Here is a 21946-nt window from a genome sequence, read left to right as displayed (position 1 = left end):
ATTGCTCACGGTCGCGATCGTGTCATTCCGTCTAGTGCGGTCAGTCGGACGTCGGTGTCGCCAGCGGCCAACCACCGGCTGCGAGCCTGGAGGCCACCCGAGCGATATCGTCCTCGCCGGGCTGCTCCTTGGCAACTCGGGCGATGGCCGCCTCGATGTCGGCGCGCTCGATGTCCTCGCGTTCCATATCGGGCGTCGCGACCCGATCCCGGACCAGTCGTTCCACGACCAGCTGCACTTCGTAGTCGGTGAGCCGCCGGTGCAGGACGGCCAGCAGCGCCACGTAATCGGACTGTGGGATGCCCTGCGGATATCCCGCTTTGAGCCAGTCCAGCACCTTCTGCAGCACGTTCTGGCGCGGCGGCGCGGCGGCGGCCGGGTCGGCGACGTGCGGGGTCGGCTGTTCGGGGGTACTCACGAGCGTGCCTTTCGATGAGGCGGCGTCACGCGCCGAGCAGGTGAATTCCGAGTCGGGTGGCGAGGAAGCCGCGTGCGATGAAGAGCACACCGACCACCACCGCGATCATGACCACCGCGAAGCAGACGGTGGAGGCGATCAGCGCGGCGGTGCGGGTGGCGCCGGTCGCGCCGTCGTCCACGTGGGCGCGGCAGCGGATGCCGACGGCGAAGACGGTGGGCAGCCCGGCCCCGAAGATCATGGCGGCCAGCACGACTCGCCACAGGTCGGAGAGGTTGGAGAGCAGGGTGTGCATCGCGGTCTCCTAGCCGATGCCGACGGTGTCGTCATTGCGGTGGGGCTGCGCGGACGCGGGCGCCGCGGGGGCGGCCGGCGCGGGCGCGCCCTCCCAATCGGCGGTGACGTTGTGCGAGTTGACCGCCGCGCGCTTGGAGCGGAACCAGATCAGCGTGGCCATGGCGATCAGCAGCCCGAACACCACCAGCACGCCGGCCGTGCCGCCGATGCCGTGCAGGATGGCCCAGCAGATCGCGCCGACCACACCGGCCAGCGGCAGGGTCAGCACCCAGGCGACCACCATCCGGCCGAGCACGTTCCAGCGCACCTCCGCGCCGGGCCGTCCGATACCGGAGCCGAGGATGGATCCGGTCACCACCTGCGTGGTGGACAGCGGCAGGCCGAAGTGGGCCGAGGTGAGAATGATCGCCGCACTGGTGGATTCGGCGGCGAAGCCCTGCGGCGGCGCGATGTCGACCAGGCCCTTGCCCAGGGTGCGGATGATGCGCCAGCCGCCCAGGCAGGTACCCGCGGCCATGGCGACCGCGCACGACACGATGACCCACAGCGGCAGCGGATCGGTGGCCTTGGCCGAACCGTGCGCGATCAGCGCCAGGAAGATGATGCCCATGGTCTTCTGCGCGTCATTGGTGCCGTGCGCGAGCGAGACCAGGGAGGACGTGCCGATCTGACCCCAGCGGAATCCGCGGGACACGGTCTTCTCGTTGCTGCCGCGGGTGATCCGGTACACCAGCCAGGAGGCGGCGGAGGCGACCAGCGCGGCCACGATGGGGGAGAGCACGGCCGGGACGATGATCTTGGCGACCACGCCTTTGCTGCCCGCGCTCCAGATCACCCCGTGCAGGCCCAGCGCCGCCAGGGTCGAGCCGATGATGCCGCCGAACAGGGCGTGCGAGGAACTGGACGGCAAACCCAACAGCCAGGTGAACAGATTCCACAGAATGCCGCCGACCAGACCCGCGAAGACGATGTCGAGCAGGGCCCGCCCGCTCACCTCCGACAGGTCGACGATGCCCGAGGCCACCGTCGCGGCGACGGCCACACTGAGGAAGGCTCCGATGAGATTCAGCGCCCCGGACAGGAGTACGGCGGTACGCGGCCGCAACGCCCCGGTGGCGATGGAGGTAGCCATCGCGTTCGCGGTGTCATGGAATCCGTTGGTGAAGTCGAACGCCAAGGCTGTGCAAACAACGATCAGCAGAACGAGCAGTTCGGCAGACACACCGATCAGTTTGCGTCATACCCTTTACGGTCTGTTAACCGGTGCCCCGGACGTGTTTCACAGTTACCTTCGTGCTAAGGACCGCTGGGCTTCAGTCGTCGCCCCGGATGTCCCGGCGGATCGGGTGATCCGCCGGGATCTCCACGAGTACCAGCGGCACGCCGTCGGGGTCGCGGAGCCACATCTCGATCAGTCCCCACGGTTCGCGCACGGGCGCGCGGTCGATGGCGATCCCGCGCAGCACGAGCTCGGCGGCGGCGTCCTCGCAGTCGCGCACCTGCAACCAGATCGCCCCGGCGAACCCGCTCGGCGCGTCGCCGGCGCGCCCGTGCCCGGCCACCTCGAGCAGGCCCTGCCCGGCGAAGAAGACCGTCCCGCCCGGATATTCGCGAGCGATGGCCAGCCCCAGCGCGTCCCGATAGAAGGTCAGGGTCCGCTCGTAATCGCTCGGCCGGAGAATGACCCGACTGCTCAGTATCTCCATGAGTGCAGCATGACAGCTTGTCGTTTGCCACACCGGAAGGTTCGGGGGCCGAAGCCCCCGCGAGTCCCGCGGAGTCAGAAGTAGTAGGGGTACGGCTTCCAGTCCGGGTCGCGCTTCTCGAGGAACGCGTCCCGGCCCTCGACCGCCTCGTCGGTCATGTAGGCCAGGCGGGTCGCCTCGCCCGCGAACAGCTGCTGACCGACCAGTCCGTCGTCCTGAAGGTTGAACGCGTACTTCAGCATCCGGATGGCCTGGGGCGACTTGCCCAGGATGTCGGCGGTCCACTCCAGCGCCACGTCCTCGAGCTGCTCGTGATCCACGACCGCGTTGACCGCGCCCATGGCGTGCATCTCCTCGGCGGTGTACGGGCGCCCCAGGAAGAAGATCTCGCGAGCGAACTTCTGCCCCACCATCTTCGCCAGGTAGGCGCTGCCGTAGCCGCCGTCGAAGCTGCCCACGTCGGCGTCGGTCTGCTTGAACCGCGCGTGCTCGCGGGAGGCGAGGGTGAGGTCGCAGACCACGTGCAGGCTGTGCCCGCCGCCCGCGGCCCAGCCGTTGACCAGGGCGATGACCACCTTGGGCATGAAGCGGATGAGCCGCTGCACCTCGAGGATGTGCAGGCGTCCGGCGCGGGCGGCGTCCACGGTGTCGGCGGTCTCGCCGGAGGCGTACTGGTAGCCGCTGCGGCCGCGGATGCGCTGGTCGCCGCCGGAGCAGAAGGCCCAGCCGCCGTCCTTGGGGCTGGGTCCGTTCCCGGTGAGCAGGACCGCGCCGACGTCGGAGGTCATCCGGGCGTGGTCGAGGGCGCGGTAGAGCTCGTCGACGGTGTGCGGCCGGAAGGCGTTGCGGACTTCGGGGCGATCGAAGGCGATCCGGACCGTGCCCTGCTCGACGTGCCGGTGGTACGTGATGTCGGTGAGGTTCTCGAATCCCGGAACGGGCCGCCACAGCGTCGCATTGAAGGTCACGGGAGTGAACATACTGTTCTGGTTCTCGCCGTGGTGAAGACCCACCGCAGTTCGGCGCGGTGTTTCGCAGCTCACGCGGAATTGCGGCGGCGGAATTCGGCCATCCGACAAGGGCGCTGATCATTAGCCGGTGGACCGTCCGAAGGCCAAACCGGTCACTTGTTACCCATGGGGAAATGAACGACCGGGGAACAGTCGCCGAAAGTGAAACGCTGCCAATCGATTGCGGGTGCTTTACAGTGCTGTTGCTGCTGTGGCAGTAGCGGCGCATTGGCATCGTGTGTGCGGGGACACCGGTGCGTATAGTTGCGTGCGCTCGTTCATCGAAAAACTATCCCGGAGGAACCTGAAAGTGGTTGCAGCACTGTCTGAATCCCTGCTCGATGACGCCAAGCGTCCCGCCTTCATCGCGGATGCGGAGAAGGTTCTGGACGAGGAGGTGTCGGACAAGGGCGGCGCGTCGGGCCTCGTCGTCAAGGGCGGCTACGCCGCCATCAAGAAGGTCAGCCCCTCGATCGTGGGTGACGCGCTGGAGTCCTTCGTGCCCAAGTTCGTCGAGCAGCTCGAGCCGTACTGGGCCGAGTACCAGAACGGCGGCGCGGGCTCGTTCGCCGATCTGCTGGTCTCCAAGCAGGACGAGGTCGCCGACGCCCTGCTCGCCGTGACCGACGCGCGGGCCGAGGCCTCGTCGCGTCCGGCGCTGACCAAGGTCTACAACTCCATGCGCTCGTCGGCGAAGAAGCATGTCGCCGAGGCTCTTCCGCGTCTGGGTGACCTGGTTCAGCGTCACGCTGGTTAATCAAACGACCGGTTCGCGGCCCGGCGAGGGGCCGCGAACGGGGTCCGTGTGAGGTCATGTGCGAATGCCCGCGAGGTGGTTCGGGGGCACTCGCGACCGGATCAGCCCTGGGACTTGCCGACCCGCCAGTACCCGGTGAAGGCGATGTCCGCCTTGGGGATCGCGCGCTCCTGCGCGAGATGCCGCCGCACGCCGGCGGCCAATTTCTGCTCACCCGCCACGAAGGCGTAGACGCCCGTCGCGGGAATCTCGGCCTGGCGCACGGCTTCCGCGGCCAGCGCCCCGACCTCGCCGTGCGCGTCGGTGCGGATCAGCCAGTGCACCGTGACACCCTCGGGTTCGCCCAGTTCCTGCTTGTCCTCGACGGACGGGATCTCGATATAGGCCGCGCCCGCGGCGTCGCGCGGCAGCGAACGCAGCACGCCCGCGATACCGGGCAGCGCGCTCTCGTCGCCGGCCAGCAGCGTCCACTCGCAGTGGTCGGGGGCCTGATAGGTGATGCCCTCGTCCAGCAGTCCGGCCTTGCAGCCCGGGGTGACGGTGTTCGCCCACGCCGAGGCGGGGGTGTCGTCGCCGTGGATGGCGAAGTCGATGTCGATCTCGGCGGTGCTGCCGTACTCGCCGAATCCGGCGGCCCGGTAGTCGCGGACGGTGTAGTTGCGGGCCAGCGGCCGGTGTTCCTTGCCCATCATCAGGTACTGCGCGTACCAGCCGAGGTTGGTGGCCGAGGTGGGCAGGCGCAGGTCGCCGTCGCGGCCGGGCATGAAGAGCCGGAACCACTGGTCGAAGCCCATGGCGGTGAAGCCCGCCAGGCCCGGTCCGCCCAGGGTGACCCGCACGAAATGCGGGCTGATCCGTTTGCTGGCCAGTACTTCGGCGGTGAGGATTTCCCGGTGCTCGGGCTTGACATGCTTGGTGCGCTTCGCCATTCGATTAGGTTAGCAAACCCTAACTTTTCGGTACAGGTGTGATCGGGCCGACGCAGCGCCGGACCCGGCTGTCTGAGAGGCTGGAGGCGTGAATCCATCGACAGCACAGGCGCACGTCGTCGTCGACGAGCTCGCGCGCGGCGGAGTGCGAGACGTGGTCCTGTGCCCGGGATCGCGAAACGCGCCGCTGGCCTTCGCCTTACAGGCCGCCGACCAGGCCGGGAAGCTCCGGCTGCACATGCGCATCGACGAGCGCAGCGCCGGCTTCCTCGCCGTCGGCCTGGCCGTGGCGAGCGGTCGCCCGGTACCCGTCGTCATGACCTCCGGCACCGCCGTGGCCAATCTCGGGCCCGCCGTGCTCGAGGCCAACTACGCTCGGGTCCCGCTGATCGTGCTCAGCGCCAACCGGCCCTACGAGATGCTCGGCACCGGCGCGAACCAGACGGTCGAGCAGTTCGGGCTGTTCGGTAGCCAGGTGCGCGCCGCCATCAGCCTGGGCCTGGCCGAGGACGAACCCGGCGCCGAGCTGTACCCGAAGCAGAACAGCGTGTGGCGTTCGGCGGTGTGCCGGGTGCTGGCCGCCGCCCGCGGCACCCGCTCGGGCAATGCCGGACCCGTGCACTTCGACATTCCGCTGCGCGAACCGCTGGTCCCGGACCTGGCCGCCGGTGATCGGCTGCCCGCCGGCCGGGACGGCGAACAGCCCTGGACCGCAACCCAATACGCGACCCTGGACGTGCCGCTCGACATCGACCTGACCCCGGACACCGTGGTCATCTCCGGGCACGGCGCGGGCCATCGCCCCGAACTCGCGGCGCTGCCGACGGTGTCCGAGCCGACCGCGCCCATGCACGGCCCGGCGCTGCATCCGCTGGCCCTGCCGCTGCTGCGGCCGAAGCAGGCCATCATCACCGGGCGGCCGACGCTGCACCGGCAGGTGTCGAAGGTGCTCGCCGACCCGGAGGTCACCGTGTTCGCGCTGACCACCGGCCCGCGCTGGCCGGATGTGTCCGGCAATGTGGTGGGCACCGGGACCCGCGCGGTGACGCACGGCGCACCGCGGCCGGAATGGCTGGAGCTGTGCCGGGATCTGAACGAGAAGGCCGTCTCGGTGGTGCGGGCCGAACTGGCCGGACATCCGAAGCCGACCGGTCTGCACGTCGCGGCCGTGGTCCTCGACGCCCTCCGCGACGGCGACCAGCTGCTGCTCGGCGCGTCCAATCCGGTCCGCGACGCGGCACTGGTCGCGCACCCGCGCCCCGGCATCCGGGTGCTGTCCAATCGCGGCGTGGCCGGCATCGACGGCACCGTCTCGGCGGCGGTCGGCGCGGCGCTGACCCATCCGGGCCGCACCATCGCGCTGATGGGCGACCTGACCTTCCTGCACGACGCGTCCGGCCTGCTCATCGGCCCGGGCGAGCCGCGGCCGGAGGACCTCACCATCGTGGTCGCCAATGACGACGGCGGCGGCATCTTCGAACTGCTCGAGCAGGGCGACCCGCAGTACGCGGGCGTGTTCGAGCGGGTCTTCGGCACCCCGCACGGCATGGATCTGGCCGCGCTGTGCGCCGCCTACCGGATTCCGCACCGCCAGGTCGACCCGGCCCAGCTGGGCGACGAGCTGAGCGGGCGCGCCCACGGCATCCGCGTGCTCGAGGTCGCGACCGAGCGGTCGAGCCTGCGGGAACTGCACGCCACCGTGCGGGCGGGCGTGTCGAGCTAACCCTGCGGTTCGTCGTAGTCGTCGTCGACCGGGACCGGAATCGACTGCTCGACGAGATCGCCCTCGGACGCGGTCCAGCCCGCGTCGTCGGCGGGCACCTGGATGATCTCGGAATCGGATTCGGGATCGGACTCGTCGTCGGGGACAGCGGGAATGTGCTGTTCGACGTAGTCCGCCTCGGGCACCGCGTCGGTTCGATCGGTCATCGCTGGCTCCTCTCTGCCGGATATGGCCGTGCAGTCGGGCCTCACGGCGGGCCGTGGGATCGATCACGGCGGGCCGTGGGATCGATCACGGCGGGCCGTGGGATCGATACAGTCGAGCATCCCCCGCGTACCCCCGATCGGCAACCGCCCCGGTGTCACTCGCCGGGCAGCGGACCGTCCTCGGCGGGGTGCTCGACCAGTGCCAGCACCCGCCCGGCCATGAACCGAGCGGTACGGACCGGTCCCCCGGTTCTCGTCACCTCGGTGACTTCGACAATGCCCCGCGCGATGCGCGTCTCGATCCGCCGCCCGGCTCTGGTGGCCACGATTTCGTAGTTCCGAGACCCGTCGCCGGTATCGACGACGATCTCCACACGATCACCCTTCATCTATCAATTCTCCTCCCCACCAGCGGTTTTCGCCGCTGATCGCACCTAACGAACCGGTTGCGGCGCGGCGGTGCAAGACCATTCGCACGCGCGGCGATGAATTCCGCGGCCCCGCCCCGTCCTTATGACCGACCGGGCCGCACCGGCGGTTCGGCATGCCTCCGGGAGGAACCATGACCACACCGGAATTCGATCTGGAAGCCGCCGCGGGCGGGCTGGAGGCGGTGGTCGCCGCCGTCACCGACGCCGACCTCGACCGCCGGACGCCCTCCGGAATCAGCGTCCGCGACATGCTGGTCCACGTGCTCGGCTTCACCGAGGGCTTCCGGCAGGGCGCCACCAAGGAGATGATCGGCCGCTCCCAGCCGCCCGCACCCGGCGCCGGGACCCTGCCCGAGGATTGGCGCGACAGCATTCCCGCGCAGTTGAAGGCGCTGGTGGCGGCCTGGCGCGAACCGGACGCGTGGGCGGGGGAGACCGAGGTCGGCGGCGTCCTCGCCCCCGCGCCGACGATGGCCGAATTCGCGCTGGACGAGCTGGTCGTGCACGGCTGGGACCTGGCCCGCGCCACGGCGCGGCCCTACGACCCCGCCGCTACGGATCTCGCGGTGCTGCTGGGCATGCTGCGCGACACCCCGCGGGAGGGCATCCCGGGACTCTTCGGACCGGTGGTCGACATCCCGGCCGAGGCTCCGCTACTGCACCGCGTCCTCGGCCTGACCGGCCGCGACCCGGGCTGGACCCGGGACTGATCCGGGCTCGGAGCCGGGGCGCGGGCGCGGCGAGGGGTCGTGCCCGCGGCCCGATCGGGGTGGGGCGGAAGGCTCAGCGCGCGGATCGCCCTGTGCCGGAGACGAATACGCCCTGTTCGGCGGCGATGGCGGCGGCCGTCGCCGCGGCGGTGATCGTGGCGTCGTCGACCGGGTCGCCGCTGGCCAGCAGGCGGTAGTAGAGCGGGGCGGAGACCGCGGAAAGCACTGCGCGCGGGTCGGTTCCGGGCGGCACCTCGCCCCGGGCGGCGGCGGCTTCGACGCACGGGGACCATTCGGTGAGCCGGGCGTCGTAGAAGGCGCGCAGCGCCGCGGCGGCGGTGTCGTCGCTGGTCGCGGCGGCGATGACGGCCCGGAACAGGCGGCCCTGGCGGGGGTCGGTGAGGGTCTTCCCGACCAGCCGCGCATTGGCGAGCAGGTCGCCGCGCAGACTGCCGGTATCACTGTGCGGCAGTGAGGTTTCGGCCATCTCGGCGAGCAGGTCGGCGACCAGTCCGGCGGGGCTGCGCCAGCGGCGGTAGACGGTGGTCTTGCCGACCTCGGCGCGGGCGGCGACCTCGGCCAGATCGAGGGTGGCGTAGCCGCGTTCGGCCAGCAGGTCACCCGCGGCGCGCAGCACGGATTCGCGGACGCGCGCGGTGCGTCCGCCGGGGCGGACCGAGCCGGGGCTCGCTGTGTCCTGATTCATAACGGGTCTCCAGTTCCGTTTGTGGCGAGACGAGTGTAGCGTCGCCGGGGTTAATGAAACTATGGTTCCGTTAGGAGTGGTGATCATGGAATACCGACGGCTCGGCGCGTCCGGTCTGCTGGTTCCGGCCCTGAGTTTCGGCGCGGGCACCTTCGGCGGCCGCGGCGAACTCTTCTCGGCCTGGGGCGATACCGACGCCGCCCAGGCCCGCCGCCTGGTGGACATCAGCCTGGACGCGGGCGTCACCCTGTTCGACACCGCCGACGTCTACTCGGACGGCGCCTCGGAAGAGGTGCTGGGCGCGGCGATCCGGGGTCGCCGCGACCAGCTGCTGATCTCGACCAAGGCCACCCTGCCCACCGGTCCGGGCCCGGCCGACGCGGGATCCGGTCGCGCCCGGCTGATCTCGGCGGTCGAGGGGTCGCTGCGACGGCTCGGCATCGACCACATCGACCTGTTCCAGCTGCACGCCTTCGACGCGGGCACGCCCGTCGAAGAAGTGCTCTCGGCTCTCGACTCGCTGGTCCGCTCCGGCAAGATCCGCTACGTCGGCGCCTCCAACTTCGCCGGCTGGCAGCTGATGAAATCCCTGGCCGCCGCGGACCGGCACGGCTTCCCGCGCTATGTCGCGCACCAGGTCTACTACTCGCTGGCCGGGCGCGACTACGAATGGGAGCTCATGCCGCTGGGCCTGGACCAGGGCGTCGGCGCGGTGGTGTGGAGTCCGCTCGGCTGGGGACGGCTCACCGGGAAGATCCGTCGCGGCCAACCGCTTCCGCCCGGCAGCCGCCTGCACAAGACCGCCGAGGCCGGCCCGCCCGTCGACGACGAGCTGCTCTACGACGTGGTCGACGTGCTCGACGAGATCGCCGCGGAAACCGGCCGAACCGTCCCGCAGATCGCCCTGAACTGGCTGCTGCGCCGCCCGACCGTGGCCACCGTCATCGTCGGCGCGCGCGACGAGGAGCAGTTGCGCCAGAACCTGGGCGCGGTGGGTTGGAGCCTCGACGCCGAGCAGATCGCCCGGCTGGACAAGGTGAGCGCGGTGACCCCGCCCTACCCCTACTACCCGTACTACCGGCTGGGGGACTTCGCGCGCGTCAATCCGCCTGTCGTGTAGGCGGTGACGGCGCCTGTGGGGTCGGCGGTCAGGCGGGCGGGAACAGACCCTGCGCGAGCACCGGCCACGACGCCTTCAGATCGTCCTGCCAGTAGCCCCAGATGTGGGTGCCGCTGCCGCGGAATTCGAAGGTCGCGGGAATGCGCATGGATTCCAGGCGCTTCTGCAGGATCACCGTGGACAGTTCGCAGTTGGCCTCGATGAGTGAGCCCAGCGCGACCGTCTTGGCGGTGTCCTCGGGCTTCTCCATGCGGCCGCGCGACCCGGGCATGTCGAACGCGCCCGGGATGCCGTTGCCGGTGGAGACGAAAAGGTTGGTGCCGCGCAGTTTCTCGGCGTTCAGGGTGGGGTCGTTGGCCGCCCACATCGGGCCGCCCTCGGGGCCCCACATGTTCTCGACCTTGCCGCCACCGTAGAGCTCGGTGACCATCTTGATGGCCTCGCGGGCCAGCGGCGTGGTGGTCTGGAAGAAGCCGCTGTAGACGGCGGCGCTCTTGAACAGGCCGGGGTTGAAGATGACCGAATTCAGCACGGGCAGACCGGCCATCGAGATTCCGGCGATGGCGTTGTTGCCGGTGCTGCCCAGCGCCGCGTCCATCAGCGGCGGCAGTTCCTTGCCGAGGTAGGTGGACCATTTGTTGACGCCGAGCGACTTGTCGGCCTGCATCCAGTCGGTGTACCAGCTGAACGCGCCGCCGATGATCTGCACGATGTTGGTGTTCTTGTCGGACAGGAAATCCAGTGCGTCGGTGCGCAATTGCCAGGTCGCCGCGTCCACGCCGCCGCCCGCGCCGTTGAGCAGATACAGGTTCGGCGCGGGTGTGGAGGTATCGGCCGGGCGTTGCACGTCGACCGGGAAGGTCTGGTTCATGGCCGCGGAGTAGACGGTGAAGACGACGTGGCGGCTGTCGGTGGCCGCGACGCTCTGGATGTAGGAGCCGTCCTCGGTCTTGAAGTCGGGGACGCTGACGCCGGGGGCGACCGGGGTCGCGGGGGTATTGGCGGGTTCCGCGCCGGCGGGCACGCAGCCCAGGCTCAGGGTCGCGGCGGCCGCGAGGGCCGCCACCGCGATTCGTCCGGTGATTCGACTGATCCGACCGTTCACGCTCCCGGCCCTCCGTGCTGCTGGCAGCCGTCGCGGGGACGGCTCGCCCGCCTGTGAGACTGGACGGGCGAGTTACAAATACCACAGTTTCACATTCGGGGGGCCGGAATCGAACCCGTCAGTAGACGTCGCGCAGGTACCGCTTCTCCGCCACCAACTGCTTCTTGAAGGCCAGCGCGCCGTCCTCGCTCAACTTGCCGTGAATGCGCGCGATCCGCAGCAGGGTGTCGTCCACATCCTTCGCCATCCGCGCGGCGTCACCGCACACGTAGAAATGGCCGCCCTCGCGCAGCCACGCCCACAACTCCGCGCCGTGCTCGATCATGCGGTGCTGCACATAGATCCGCTCCCGCTGATCGCGCGAGAACGCCAGATCCAGTCGGGTCAGGAACCCGGAACGGAACATGTCCTCCAGCTCGGCGCGGTAATAGAAATTGTCCTTCGCGTGCTGATCGCCGAAGAACAGCCAGTTGCGGCCCGTGCACCCCAGGGCCCGGCGCTCGTGCAGGAAGCCGCGGAACGGCGCGATGCCGGTGCCCGGGCCCACCATGATCATCGGGGCCGCCGGGTCCAGCGGCGGCCGGAAATGCGGGGCCCGCTGCAGGAAGATCGGCACCTCGGCGTGCGCGCGATCGGCCAGGAAGGTCGAGCTCACGCCGCCGCGCCGGGCCGCCGACCCGATGGCCGCCGGATCGCCGTAGCGCACCACGCCGACCGTCAGCTGCACCTCGTCCGGGCTGACCAGCGGACTCGACGAGATCGAATACTGGCGCGGCTGCAGCTTCTTCAGCGTGCCCAGCCACTCCACCAGATCGGCGCGCACCGGGAAATCGCGCAACACGTCCACCGCCTGCCGATCCCACAGATAGCCGTCCAGCTCATTGCGATTGTCCCGCCGCAACAGCTTGGCCAGCCGCGGATTCGCATTGCGCTCGGCCACGAACGACAACAGATCCGTGCTCACCCGCGTGATGTCGTAATGCGTGCGCAGTGCCTCGGCCAGCGGTAGCTCGCCATTGTCGACCTCGATCAGCCGGTGGCCCTCGAGACCGGTCGCCGCCAGCCATTCCCGCACCAGCGACTCGCAATTCGCGGGCCGAACGCCGAGCGAATCCCCGACCTCGTAGGTGATTTCCGGATCACTCAGATCGAACCCGAACTGCCGCACCTCTTTCCCGGAACCATCGCGCGAAAGCAATTCATTGCGAACCAATTTCGACTGCACCGGTGAATTCCGCGTGAAAGGCGCGGCCGCCGGGCGCGCCCGCCCCGGCGCGATCGCCGTGGCGGACCGCGAGTTTCCGGCGAGCGGACTCGTCCCGCCCGCCCGGTTCGAGGTGTCGTGCCAGGCCAGGTTCGAGGCGTCGTGTCCGGTCCTGGGGGAGCCGCCAACCGATGGCCCAGGGGTCGCGGGGGACCACCCCGCACCCAGGGAGTCCCGTCGCGCCGAGCCGCCGCTGCCCCAGCCCGGTATCGCCGCACCGAATCCGGAATCGCCACCTCGACCGTCGGACTCGGCGCCCGGCGGGCCGTACCCGGTGGATCCGGTCAGGGGGCCGAGGCCCGCAGCCTCGCCGCCCGCCGTGTCCTGTCCGCCGGGCGCGCCCGCACTGTCGGCCAGCGCCTCGGCCACCGCGTCGAACCACGCGACGGACGCGTCCTCGTGGTCGGGCTCGCTGTCCACACGCGGCAACAGCCGGGTCGCGCCGCGTTTCGCGAGCAGTTCATCGAGTTTGCGGCCGTGGCCGCAGAAGTCGTCGTAGGAGGAGTCGCCGAGCGCGAACACCGCGTAGCGCATCCCGGTCAGCCGGATCGCGCTGTCGTTCAATCGTTCCCAGAAGTCCGCGCCATTGTCCGGCGGCCCGCCGTCGCCGAAGGTGCTGCTGATGACCAGCACGTCCCCGGTGAGATCGGACAATTCGGCCGAATCCATGTCCAGCAGTCGCGGCGCGAAGCCCGATTCCACCAGGTGAGTTGTCAGCGCCGCGGCCAGATCCTCCGCGGTTCCGGTCTGCGAAGCCCACAGGATCGTGACCGTCCGTGCCAAGGCCCCCGCGGTCACGCCGCCGCTCCGGCCCGAGCCGCCGTGCACCGCCGTCGTGAGTCCGGCCGAAGCCCCCGCGAACCCGATCGCATCCCTCGCGAGGTCCGGTGAAACCGAGTGCGCGCCACGCGAGTACATGCCGCCCAGCAGCCCGTCGATCCACGCCCGGCCGCGCTCCGAGATCGGCGCGGTCACCGGCAGCACCGGCACGCCGCTCACCGGCATGCTCTGCAATGCCGCGAGATATCCGCCGAGGTAGATGCGCTCGACCTCACTGAGCGTCGGTGCGGTGGCCTGATCCAGACCGAGCATCACCGCCAGCGGATGCGGGCCGTCCGCATCGCCGCCGACCGGACCCGCGCCGTGCGCCGTCCCGAAGCTGCCCGCACCGGAGGATTCGAAGGCATACATCGTGGAATCGCCGGGCGTGGTCCCCGAATCGCCCGCCCCCGGAGTGGGCTGTCGCCCGCCCATGCCGGTCGTGGCGGCGGGCTCGCGAGAAACGGGAGCGCCCGGAATGCTCTGGGCGGCAGTCGATTCATCGGAAGCTTCGGCGCCGGCGCTGCCCGCTCCGGGCGCGCGGTCCGGTGCGCCCGCGTGCAGGGCCGCCACCTTGCGCAGCCGTACCGCGCAGGCTTTGAACTCCGGTTGCAGGGAGATCGGGTCCACGGCGTCATTGGTGACCGCGTTGATGGTCAGGTACTCGCCCTGTTCGTCGTTCCAGTGGAAGGGCGCGAAGCAGGTGCCGGGCAGGACCCGGTCGCTGAGCTGGGCGGGCAGCACGGCGCGGCCGCGGCGGGAGGCGATCTCGAGCTGGTCGCCGTCGCGCACCTCGAGCCGGGCGGCGTCGTCGGGGTGCAGTTCCAGGAACGGCTTGCCGTTGAGCTTGTTCAGTTTCGCCACCTTCCCGGTCTTGGTCATGGTGTGCCACTGGTGTTGCAAGCGGCCGGTATTGAGGACGAACGGGTGGTCCGCGTCGGGCATCTCGGCGGGCAGCAGGTGCGGGCGCGGCCAGAACACGGCCTTGCGGCTGGGGGTGGCGAAAGCGAGGCGGGGCGTGTGGCCGTCCGCGTCGGTGTACAGGGTCTGGCTGACGCCGTCGTTCAGGTAGCGGATCGGGTTGCGGCGCTGCGCGGGATCCGGGCACGGCCATTGCGCGGGCCCGGCGCGCAGCCCGTCGTAGTCGATGCCGCGCAGGTCGTATCCGGTGGCCGGGTTGGCGAAGCGGCGGATCTCGTCGAAGATCTCGGCGCTGCAGGCGTAGTCGAAGCCGGGGAAGCCGAGTGCCGTCGCCAGCTGCGCGATGAGCTGCCAGTCCGGCCGGGCGTCGCCGATCGGCTCGACCGAGCGTCGCAGCAGGGTCAGGGTGCGTTCCGAATTCACCTGCACGCCATCGGCCTCCGCCCACAGGGTGGCGGGCAGCAGCAGGTCGGCGTAGGCGTTGGTGGCGGTGTCGGTGTACACGTCCTGGGCGATCACCAGCTCGGCGGCTTCCAGCCCGGCGATCACCGTGCGCCGGTTGGCCATGGAGGCGACGGGATTGCTGCACATGATCCAGCACGCCTTGATCCGCCCGTCGGCCAGACCGCGGAACATCTCGATGGAGCCCGGCCCGGCCTCGGCGCGAATCGTGCCCGGTTCCAGCCCCCATTCGGCTTCCACGAAGGCCCGGTCGGCGTCGGCGAGCACGCTGCGCTGGCCGGGCAGTCCCGGTCCCATGTAACCCATGTCGCGCCCGCCCATGGCGTTGGGCTGCCCGGTGAGGGAGAACGGCCCGCTGCCGGTGCGGCAGATGGCGCCGGTGGCCAGGTGCAGGTTGATGATGGCGTTGGTGGCCCAGGTGCCGTGCGTGGACTGGTTGATCCCCATGGTCCACAGCGACATCCATTCGCCGGCCGCGCCGATCCACGCGGCGGCGGTGCGGATGTCGGCCTCGGCGAGTCCGGTGACCTGGGCGACCAGGTCCGGGGTGTAAGCGTCCAGGAAGTCGGGCAGTTCCTCCCAGCCCTCGGTGTGCTCGGCGATGAATTCGGCGTCGATGTCGCCGTTCTCGACCAGCAGGTGCAGCAGCCCGTTCAGCAGCGCCAGATCGGTGCCCGGTTTGATCTGCAGGAACAGGTCGGCCCGCGCGGCGGTGTCGGTGCGCCGCGGATCGACCACGATGAGTTTCGCGCCCGCCTTGAGCCGATCGGCCATGCGCAGGAACAGGATCGGGTGGCAGTCGGCCATATTCGCGCCGATCACGAAGAACAGGTCGGCGTGATCGAGGTCGTCGTAGGAGCCGGGCGGGCCGTCCGCGCCCAGCGACAGCTTGTAACCGCCGGCCGCGCTGGCCATGCACAGCCGCGAATTGGCCTCCATGTGCACGGTGCGCAGGTGGCCCTTGGCCAGTTTGGTGGCCAGGTATTGGGCCTCGATCGACAGCTGACCGGACACGTACAGCGCGATGGCGTCGGTTCCGTCGGTGTCCAGGATCGCGCGAAGTCGTTGGGCGGCTTCGTGAACGGCCTCGTCGACCGGCATCGGCACCGGCGGCTGGCCGCGTTCGGGGCGGCGGTAGGCGGTCTCCATGCGGCCGGGCGCGGCCATCAGCTCGGCGTGGGTATTGCCCTTGGTGCACAGCCGCCCGGCATTGACCGGGTGGTCCTTGTCGCCCTTGACCTTGGCGATCACCGGCAGCCCGAGCGGGCCGGCCTTGGTTTCCACGGTGATGCCGCAGCCCACCCCGCAGTACGAGCACGCGGTCCGGGTGCTCGTCGGGGGCGTCGGCTGTTCGGGCATGGTTCCGAGTTAAGCCACCCCGAGTTGCGAGGGATTTACCGAACGTTATCGGCAGATGACAATCCACCTCACCGCCGTTTTCCGCGGCCGTGAGGTGTGGGTCAGGCCACTGCCGTGAGCGCCGCCACAGGTCGGAGGCGGTTCGTCAGCCCAGCTTGTAGCCGCGGTGCAGTGCCACGATGCCGCCGGTGAGATTGCGCCATTTCACCGCCGACCAGCCCGCGTCCGCGATCCGCAGGGCCAGCTGCGGCTGGTTGGGCCAGGCCCGGATGGATTCGGCCAGGTACACGTAGGCGTCCGGGTTGGAGCTGACCGCGCTCGCCACCCGCGGCAGCGCCTTCATCAGGTACTCCATGTAGACCGTCCGGAACGGCGGGAGGGTCGGGGTGGAGAACTCGGCCACCACGAGCCGCCCGCCGGGCTTGGTCACCCGCAGCATCTCGCGCAGCGCCAGGTCCGGGTCGGACACATTGCGCAGCCCGTAGGAGATGGTGACGGCGTCGAAGGAGTTGTCCGCGAAGGGCAGGGCCATGGCGTCACCGGCGACCATGGGCACATTGCGCCAGCGTCCGGCCGCGAGCATGCCCTGGGAGAAGTCGGCGGCCAGGCACCAGGCCCCGGATTTGGCCAGCTCCACCGTCGAAACACCGGTCCCGGCAGCCAGATCGAGCACCCGCTCACCGGGCCGCAGCGCCAGCGCCTTCCGGGTCGCCATCCGCCAGTACCGGTCGATGCCGCCGGTCATCACCGTATTGGTGATGTCGTACCGTTTCGCGACCCCGTCGAACATCGACGCGACCTCGTTCGGCTGCTTGTCCAGCTGGGCCCGAAACGACTCCCGCTGCCTGATTTTCGCCACCTTCGCACCCTAACCGGCGACGCGTTCGCCTGACGATCGCGTCCGGTCGCCGCGCAGTCGCGTCCGCGCGGCGCGGTACCAGCGGGTCGGTGGCGAGCCGAGTAGCCAGAGGGCGGGGATGGCGATGGCCCAGGCGACCACGATCACCGACAGGGCCGGGATGACCGCGACACGCGCGTCGCGACCCGCCACCCGGACCAGATCGGGATCGCTGCGCCGATATTCGACATTGATGCGCTCGCCGACGGTCAGTTTGGTCGGGTAGAGCACGCCGGTCTTCGGATTGTGGGTCTCGCCGTCGGGCGTGACGAAGATGACCGCGGACCGCAGCGTGCCCGCCGAGAGCACTTCGGCGCTGGTCACGCCCCGATCGCTATTGATGAGATGGTCGTCGCGCCAGGCCGCGAGCACCAGCAGCACGGCCAGGAAGCTGACCGTCGCCGCGGCGATGACGATCCCGAGCCGAGCCCGCCGCCACCGAACCGCCTGCCGCTGTTCAGTCCTGGGAGACTGGCTAGTTTCCGACACTTCAGCAGGCTATTCCATCGCTGGGCTACGGTCTTCGCCATGTCCCGAAAATTCAGCTTCACCGTGCAGTACAGCGTCCCGGTCGAAGAGCTTCACCGGGCACTCACCAATGACGAGATGTGGCAGTCCCGCTTCGCCGAGGCGAGCACCGCCACGCTGGAGCTCACCCACCCGGACGGCCCCGGCACCATTCGCATCGTTATGACCGAAAAGGCACCCGAGGATCAGATTCCCGGCATCGTCAAGAAGGTCCTCAAGAGCGAGCTCATGCTCGAGCGCACCGACTCCTGGGGCCCGCTGACCGACGGCGTCGCGCAGGGCGGCTTCAGCGGCCGCTCCGGCGGCATCACCACCGAGATGGCGGGCGCGTTCGAATTGCGGCCCACCGCCGAGGGTTCCGAGATCGAGGCCACCGGCACCGTCGACGTGAAGGTCCCGCTGGTCGGCGGGGCCATCGAACCGCTGGTCGTGAACTTGCTCGAGAAGGTCATGAACAGCGAGCGCAAGTCCATCGAGACCTGGTTCGCCGCCCAGAACGCCTGATCCCGGGAATCCGTGGATGCGGGGGTGGTCCCGCGTCCACGGCCCGGATCGGGTGGCACCGCTATTGCGGTCCGAAGTCGCCCTTGCCAGGATCGAATTCGCGGTTCTCGACCAGTACCAGCCAGTTGCCGGAGTTGTCGCGGATGATGGCCTCCACGCCGTAGGGGCGTTCGGCCGGCGGCTGGATGAACTCGACGCCTTTCGCGGTGAGTTCCTCGAAAGCCTTCTGGCAGTTCTCGGTTCGCAGGCCGAGCGCGCCGTGCGTGCCGTTGGCCATGGAGCGGCGGATCGCCTCGGCCAGATCGTCGGTGAGCGGGGGACCGGGCACCATCAGGGTGACCTCCAGCTCCGGATGGTCCGGCTGCGCCACGGTGACCCAGCGGAAGCCGTTGTCGCCCATGGTGATGTCGGAGCGCTCCACGAAACCCAGCTTGTCGATGTACCACTGCTTGGACTCGGTCTGGTCGGTCACGTACACGGTCACGAGCGAGACATTCGAGATGATCGTCATGTTTCCAGGCTATGGATAGGCGGGCTCCGGGCGCTTCTCCGAAATTGCGCGATTCCGGTCCGGGGACCGCGCGAATTACGCCGAGATAGCCGAGTTCACACACTCGGAACCTCGGTGAGGCTTCCGTAACAGCCGCGCAATCGGCCGGAAAGCCGAGATCAACAATCACTGACCACCCTCGAATCGGAAAACAGCTCGCGACGAGCCCGAACGAGGAGTGCCGGTGGTTCAAGTCGAAACCCCCACGGCGAACGCGGTGGCCGCGTCCAGGGAGACGCTGGAGGATTACACGCTGCGGTTCGCGCCCCGCAGCTACCGGAAATGGAGTCCGGCGGTGGTCGGCGTCTCGGCGCTCGGCGGCATCGCCTACCTGGCCGACTTCTCCATCGGCGCGAACATCGGCATCGCCAACGGCACCGGAAACGCGCTGGTCGGGATCGGCATCTTCGCGATCGTCATCATGATCACCGGCTTCCCGCTGGCCTACTACGCCGCCCGCTACAACGTCGACCTGGACCTGATCACCCGCGGCAGCGGCTTCGGGTACTACGGGTCGGTGGTGACGAACATCGTGTTCGCCTCCTTCACGTTCATCTTCTTCGCGCTCGAGGGCTCGATCATGGCGCAGGGCCTGAAACTGGGCCTGCACGTACCGCTCCCGGTCGGCTACCTGGTGTCCACGGTGATGATCTTCCCGCTGGTCATCTACGGCATGAACACCCTCGCCAAGCTCCAGGTGTGGACCACTCCGCTGTGGCTGATCCTGATGGTGCTGCCGTTCGGCTTCCTGCTGGTCCGGCACCCGGACTCGGTGGGCGACTTCCTGTCCTACGGGGGCCAGGACGGCAAGGGCGTGAGCCTGTCGGGCGCGCTGCTCGCCGCGGGCGTCTGCCTCTCGCTCATCGCCCAGATCGCCGAGCAGATCGACTACCTGCGCTTCATGCCGCCCCGGACCCCCGAGAACGCCCGCAAGTGGTGGGGCTGGATGCTGCTGGCCGGACCCGGCTGGGTGCTGTTCGGCGCGATCAAGCAGGTCGTCGGCCTGTTCCTGGCGGTCTACCTGATCGCCAACCTGCCCGGCGCGCAGGACATCGCCAACCAGCCGGTGCACCAGTTCCTCGAGATCTACCGCGACATGATGCCGTCCTGGCTGGCCATGACCCTGGCCGTGGCGCTGGTCGTGATCAGCCAGATCAAGATCAATGTGACCAATGCGTATTCGGGTTCGCTGGCGTGGACCAACTCCTTCACCCGCGTCACCAAGGCCTACCCGGGCCGGATCGTGTTCCTGGGCCTGAACCTGGCCATCGCGCTGATCCTGATGGAAGCCAACATGTTCGACTTCCTCAACAACATCCTCGGCTTCTACGCCAACTGCGGCATCGCCTGGATCGTCACCGTCGCAACGGATATCGCGATCAACAAGTACGTGCTGAAGCTCTCGCCCAAGGAGCCGGAGTTCCGCCGCGGCATGCTCCACGACTTCAACCCGGTCGGCCTGGTCGGCTTCGGCCTATCGGCGGTGCTGTCGATCATGACCTTCTTCGGCCTCTTCGGTGCGACCCTGAAGCCGTACTCGCCCATCGTGGCCGTGGTGGTCGCGTTCCTGGCCACCCCGCTGACCGCCATCCTCACCAAGGGCGAGTACTACCTGCGCCGCGACCACGACGGCATCGACCTGCCGATGTTCGACGAGCACGGCAACCCGTCGGGGGAGACGCTCACCTGCGTCGTCACCGGCATGGAGTTCGAGCGCCCCGACATGATCGCCTCGGCGGTGCCGGGACCGGAGGGCGAGATCCAGTACATCAGCTCGCTGGCCCTGTCCACGGACAAGACCGGAATCCACGTGCTGCCCTCGAAATAGCCCGCTACGCCCGCGGCTTTCGATCCGAGAGACCGTGCATGAAGACGTAGCAGCCCGGGATATGGGGTGCGCCCTCGGCAGCGAACTTCGCTTGATACTCCGAGGGCGACATCCCGACCAGGTCGGTGAACTTCCGGCTGAACGACCCGAGGCTGGAGTACCCCACCAGCACGCAGGCCTCGGTCACCGTCACATTGGTGGCGCGCAGCAGGTCCTGCGCCCGCTCGATCCGCCGCTCGGCGAGATACAGGGCGGGCGTCTTGCCGTAGGTGGCCGCGAAACACCGCAGGAAGTGGTACTTCGACACCCCCGCGGCCGCGGCCAGCGCGTCCAGGTCCAGCGGCTCGGCGTAATTCCGGTCGGCCAGATCCCGCGCTCGCCGCAGATGCGGCAGCAGCTCCTCGGGAACCGGCCGGGCGGTCACGTGAACGGCCGCAGCGTGTCGATCCGCATCGAGGCCCGGCCCGCGGTCCGCCACAGCCGGGCGGTCAGGTCCAGGTCCTCGTCGGTGACCAGATTGCCCATCACCCGGACCGCGGTGCGCTGCAACAGCTTCGACCGCATCATCGGCGGCCCGCCCAGCGGCACCGTGCGCGGATGGGTGGCCAGCCCGGCCAGCCGCCGCGCCACCGAATAGGTGCGGCCGTAACGCTCCCGCAGCAGCTCGGGCCAGATGTGGGTGAGGTCCGGCTGGTCCAGCAGCGCGGCCAGCATGTGCCCGCCCTCCAGGCCGTAGTCGATGCCCTCGCCGTTGAGCGGGTTCACGCAGCCCGCGGCGTCGCCGACCAGCGCCCAGTTGCGCCCGGCCAGGTTCGACACCGCGCCGCCCATCGGCAGCAGCGCCGACGCCACCGCCCGCGCCTCGCCCTCGAAACCCCATTCCGCCCGCCGCTGCGAGACATAGTGCTGCAGCAACGGTTTCAACGCGATATGCGACGGCCGCTTTTCGGTGGCCAGCGAACCGACGCCGATATTCACCTCGCCATTGCCGAGCGGGAAGACCCAGCCGTAGCCGGGAATCAATTCATTGTTCGCATCACGCAATTCGAGATGTGAGGTGATCCACTCGTCGTCACTGCGTTCGGATTTGATGTACGCCCGCGCCGCGGTCCCGTACGCGTACCGGCGGTGCCAGGTGCGGCCCAGCATCTTGCCGACCGGGGAGCGCACCCCGTCCGCCACGATCAGCGTCTTGCACGACACCGCGCGCAGCCCGCCCTCGGTCTTGATGGTCACCCCGGTGACCCGGTCGCCCTCGCGGGCCACCTCCACCACCTTGGCGCCGTCCACCATCCGCGCCCCCGACTTCACCGCGGTCTCGCGCAGCTTGTCGTCGAGTTCGGTTCGCGGAACGGCACTTCCGTAGGTGGGGAAGGACCCGTTCGGCCAGGGCAGCAGGGCCTCGCGCCCGAATCCGGCCATCCGCAGGCCCCGGTTCACGGTGTGCGCCCGCACCCAGTCGCCGAGCCCCAGATGCTCCAGCTCGGCGGTGGCGCGCGGGGTCAGCCCGTCGCCGCAGGTCTTGTCGCGGGGGAACAGCGCCGAATCGGTCAGCAACACGTCGCGTCCGGCGCGCGCCGCCCACGCCGCCGCCGCGGACCCCGCGGGACCAGCGCCGACGACCAGAATATCGGCGTGCGCGGGCAGAACATCCGATGATTTCCCCTGCTCGGGCGCGACTTCCGATGAACCCAT

At 69.3% G+C, this 21946-nt stretch carries 22 protein-coding genes; 6 read left to right on the top strand and 16 right to left on the bottom strand.

Going from position 1 to position 21946, the window contains the following annotated elements; all coding sequences use genetic code 11:
• Window positions 1–40: 40 nt before the first annotated feature.
• The 5 genes from ACWELJ_RS04065 to ACWELJ_RS04045 form a co-directional block, all read right to left on the bottom strand.
• Entirely contained in the window at window positions 41–349 is a 309-nt protein-coding gene (locus ACWELJ_RS04065; RefSeq protein ID WP_452364724.1) for a DUF3349 domain-containing protein, read from the bottom strand.
• 94 nt (window positions 350–443) lie between these two features.
• Window positions 444–713, bottom strand: coding sequence for a hypothetical protein (locus tag ACWELJ_RS04060; protein ID WP_452364692.1), 270 nt, complete (start codon window positions 711–713; stop codon window positions 444–446).
• A gap of 9 nt (window positions 714–722) precedes the next feature.
• A complete protein-coding gene (locus ACWELJ_RS04055) occupies window positions 723–1937 on the bottom strand; it encodes an anion permease (protein WP_452364691.1) in 1215 nt (404 codons plus the stop codon).
• Window positions 1938–2028: 91 nt separating this feature from the next.
• Window positions 2029–2421: a VOC family protein gene (locus ACWELJ_RS04050; RefSeq protein WP_452364690.1), complete on the bottom strand. Its 393-nt coding sequence runs from the start codon at window positions 2419–2421 to the stop codon at window positions 2029–2031.
• Window positions 2422–2495: 74 nt separating this feature from the next.
• Complete coding sequence (locus ACWELJ_RS04045; RefSeq protein WP_452364689.1) at window positions 2496–3389, bottom strand: 1,4-dihydroxy-2-naphthoyl-CoA synthase; 894 nt, start codon at window positions 3387–3389, stop codon at window positions 2496–2498.
• Window positions 3390–3741: 352 nt separating this feature from the next.
• Between ACWELJ_RS04045 and ACWELJ_RS04040 the strand changes: the two genes are divergently transcribed.
• Window positions 3742–4188: a DUF6918 family protein gene (locus tag ACWELJ_RS04040; protein WP_452364688.1), complete on the top strand. Its 447-nt coding sequence runs from the start codon at window positions 3742–3744 to the stop codon at window positions 4186–4188.
• 101 nt (window positions 4189–4289) lie between these two features.
• Here the strand turns inward: ACWELJ_RS04040 and ACWELJ_RS04035 are convergent, their stop codons facing one another.
• Window positions 4290–5117 carry a siderophore-interacting protein gene (locus tag ACWELJ_RS04035; protein WP_452364687.1) on the bottom strand — a complete coding sequence of 276 codons (828 nt, stop codon included), beginning with the start codon at window positions 5115–5117 and terminating at the stop codon, window positions 4290–4292.
• Window positions 5118–5205: 88 nt separating this feature from the next.
• Between ACWELJ_RS04035 and menD the strand changes: the two genes are divergently transcribed.
• Window positions 5206–6840 (top strand): 2-succinyl-5-enolpyruvyl-6-hydroxy-3-cyclohexene-1-carboxylic-acid synthase, encoded by a 1635-nt coding sequence (gene menD, locus ACWELJ_RS04030; protein WP_452364686.1) that lies wholly within the window; start codon window positions 5206–5208, stop codon window positions 6838–6840.
• Here menD and ACWELJ_RS04025 read toward each other — a convergent pair.
• Window positions 6837–7046: a hypothetical protein gene (locus tag ACWELJ_RS04025; protein WP_452364685.1), complete on the bottom strand. Its 210-nt coding sequence runs from the start codon at window positions 7044–7046 to the stop codon at window positions 6837–6839. The genes menD and ACWELJ_RS04025 overlap by 4 nt on opposite strands.
• Before the next feature lie 155 nt (window positions 7047–7201).
• Window positions 7202–7435 (bottom strand): hypothetical protein, encoded by a 234-nt coding sequence (locus tag ACWELJ_RS04020; protein WP_452364684.1) that lies wholly within the window; start codon window positions 7433–7435, stop codon window positions 7202–7204.
• A gap of 173 nt (window positions 7436–7608) precedes the next feature.
• Between ACWELJ_RS04020 and ACWELJ_RS04015 the strand changes: the two genes are divergently transcribed.
• Window positions 7609–8187 carry a TIGR03086 family metal-binding protein gene (locus ACWELJ_RS04015; protein ID WP_452364683.1) on the top strand — a complete coding sequence of 193 codons (579 nt, stop codon included), beginning with the start codon at window positions 7609–7611 and terminating at the stop codon, window positions 8185–8187.
• A gap of 73 nt (window positions 8188–8260) precedes the next feature.
• Here ACWELJ_RS04015 and ACWELJ_RS04010 read toward each other — a convergent pair whose 3' ends face one another.
• A complete protein-coding gene (locus ACWELJ_RS04010) occupies window positions 8261–8893 on the bottom strand; it encodes a TetR/AcrR family transcriptional regulator (protein ID WP_452364682.1) in 633 nt (210 codons plus the stop codon).
• Window positions 8894–8978: 85 nt separating this feature from the next.
• On the opposite strand from ACWELJ_RS04010, the gene ACWELJ_RS04005 reads away from it, so the two are divergent.
• Complete coding sequence (locus ACWELJ_RS04005) at window positions 8979–10013, top strand: aldo/keto reductase (protein ID WP_452364681.1); 1035 nt, start codon at window positions 8979–8981, stop codon at window positions 10011–10013.
• A 28-nt stretch (window positions 10014–10041) separates the two neighbouring features.
• On the opposite strand, the gene ACWELJ_RS04000 is transcribed toward ACWELJ_RS04005, so the two are convergent.
• The 4 genes from ACWELJ_RS04000 to ACWELJ_RS03985 form a co-directional block, all read right to left on the bottom strand.
• On the bottom strand, window positions 10042–11118 hold the full coding sequence (locus ACWELJ_RS04000) for an alpha/beta hydrolase (RefSeq protein WP_452364680.1): 1077 nt from the start codon (window positions 11116–11118) through the stop codon (window positions 10042–10044).
• Window positions 11119–11236: 118 nt separating this feature from the next.
• A complete protein-coding gene (locus ACWELJ_RS03995; protein ID WP_452364679.1) occupies window positions 11237–15943 on the bottom strand; it encodes a molybdopterin-dependent oxidoreductase in 4707 nt (1568 codons plus the stop codon).
• A 145-nt stretch (window positions 15944–16088) separates the two neighbouring features.
• The gene (locus ACWELJ_RS03990) at window positions 16089–16802 is read right to left on the bottom strand and encodes a demethylmenaquinone methyltransferase (RefSeq protein ID WP_452364678.1); all 714 of its coding nucleotides are present in this window, start codon (window positions 16800–16802) and stop codon (window positions 16089–16091) included.
• A gap of 9 nt (window positions 16803–16811) precedes the next feature.
• Window positions 16812–17330 carry a DUF3592 domain-containing protein gene (locus ACWELJ_RS03985; RefSeq protein WP_452364677.1) on the bottom strand — a complete coding sequence of 173 codons (519 nt, stop codon included), beginning with the start codon at window positions 17328–17330 and terminating at the stop codon, window positions 16812–16814.
• Window positions 17331–17369: 39 nt separating this feature from the next.
• Here ACWELJ_RS03985 and ACWELJ_RS03980 point away from each other — a divergent pair, with 39 nt between their 5' ends.
• The gene (locus ACWELJ_RS03980; RefSeq protein WP_452364676.1) at window positions 17370–17873 is read left to right on the top strand and encodes a DUF2505 domain-containing protein; all 504 of its coding nucleotides are present in this window, start codon (window positions 17370–17372) and stop codon (window positions 17871–17873) included.
• A gap of 61 nt (window positions 17874–17934) precedes the next feature.
• Here the strand turns inward: ACWELJ_RS03980 and ACWELJ_RS03975 are convergent, their stop codons facing one another.
• Window positions 17935–18378, bottom strand: coding sequence for a VOC family protein (locus ACWELJ_RS03975; protein WP_452364723.1), 444 nt, complete (start codon window positions 18376–18378; stop codon window positions 17935–17937).
• A gap of 223 nt (window positions 18379–18601) precedes the next feature.
• Between ACWELJ_RS03975 and ACWELJ_RS03970 the strand changes: the two genes are divergently transcribed.
• Window positions 18602–20251 (top strand): purine-cytosine permease family protein, encoded by a 1650-nt coding sequence (locus ACWELJ_RS03970; protein WP_452364675.1) that lies wholly within the window; start codon window positions 18602–18604, stop codon window positions 20249–20251.
• 4 nt (window positions 20252–20255) lie between these two features.
• Here ACWELJ_RS03970 and ACWELJ_RS03965 read toward each other — a convergent pair whose 3' ends face one another.
• Both ACWELJ_RS03965 and ACWELJ_RS03960 read right to left on the bottom strand, forming a co-directional pair.
• A complete protein-coding gene (locus ACWELJ_RS03965; protein WP_452364674.1) occupies window positions 20256–20675 on the bottom strand; it encodes a helix-turn-helix transcriptional regulator in 420 nt (139 codons plus the stop codon).
• Window positions 20672–21946, bottom strand: a complete 1275-nt coding sequence (locus tag ACWELJ_RS03960) for a geranylgeranyl reductase family protein (RefSeq protein WP_452364673.1) — start codon at window positions 21944–21946, stop codon at window positions 20672–20674. Before ACWELJ_RS03960 ends, ACWELJ_RS03965 begins: the two co-directional genes overlap by 4 nt.

Source organism: Nocardia sp. NPDC004582, assembly GCF_053602115.1.
The sequence above is the reverse complement of the archived record's forward strand: the minus strand, read 5'-3'. Positions and strand labels throughout refer to the sequence as shown.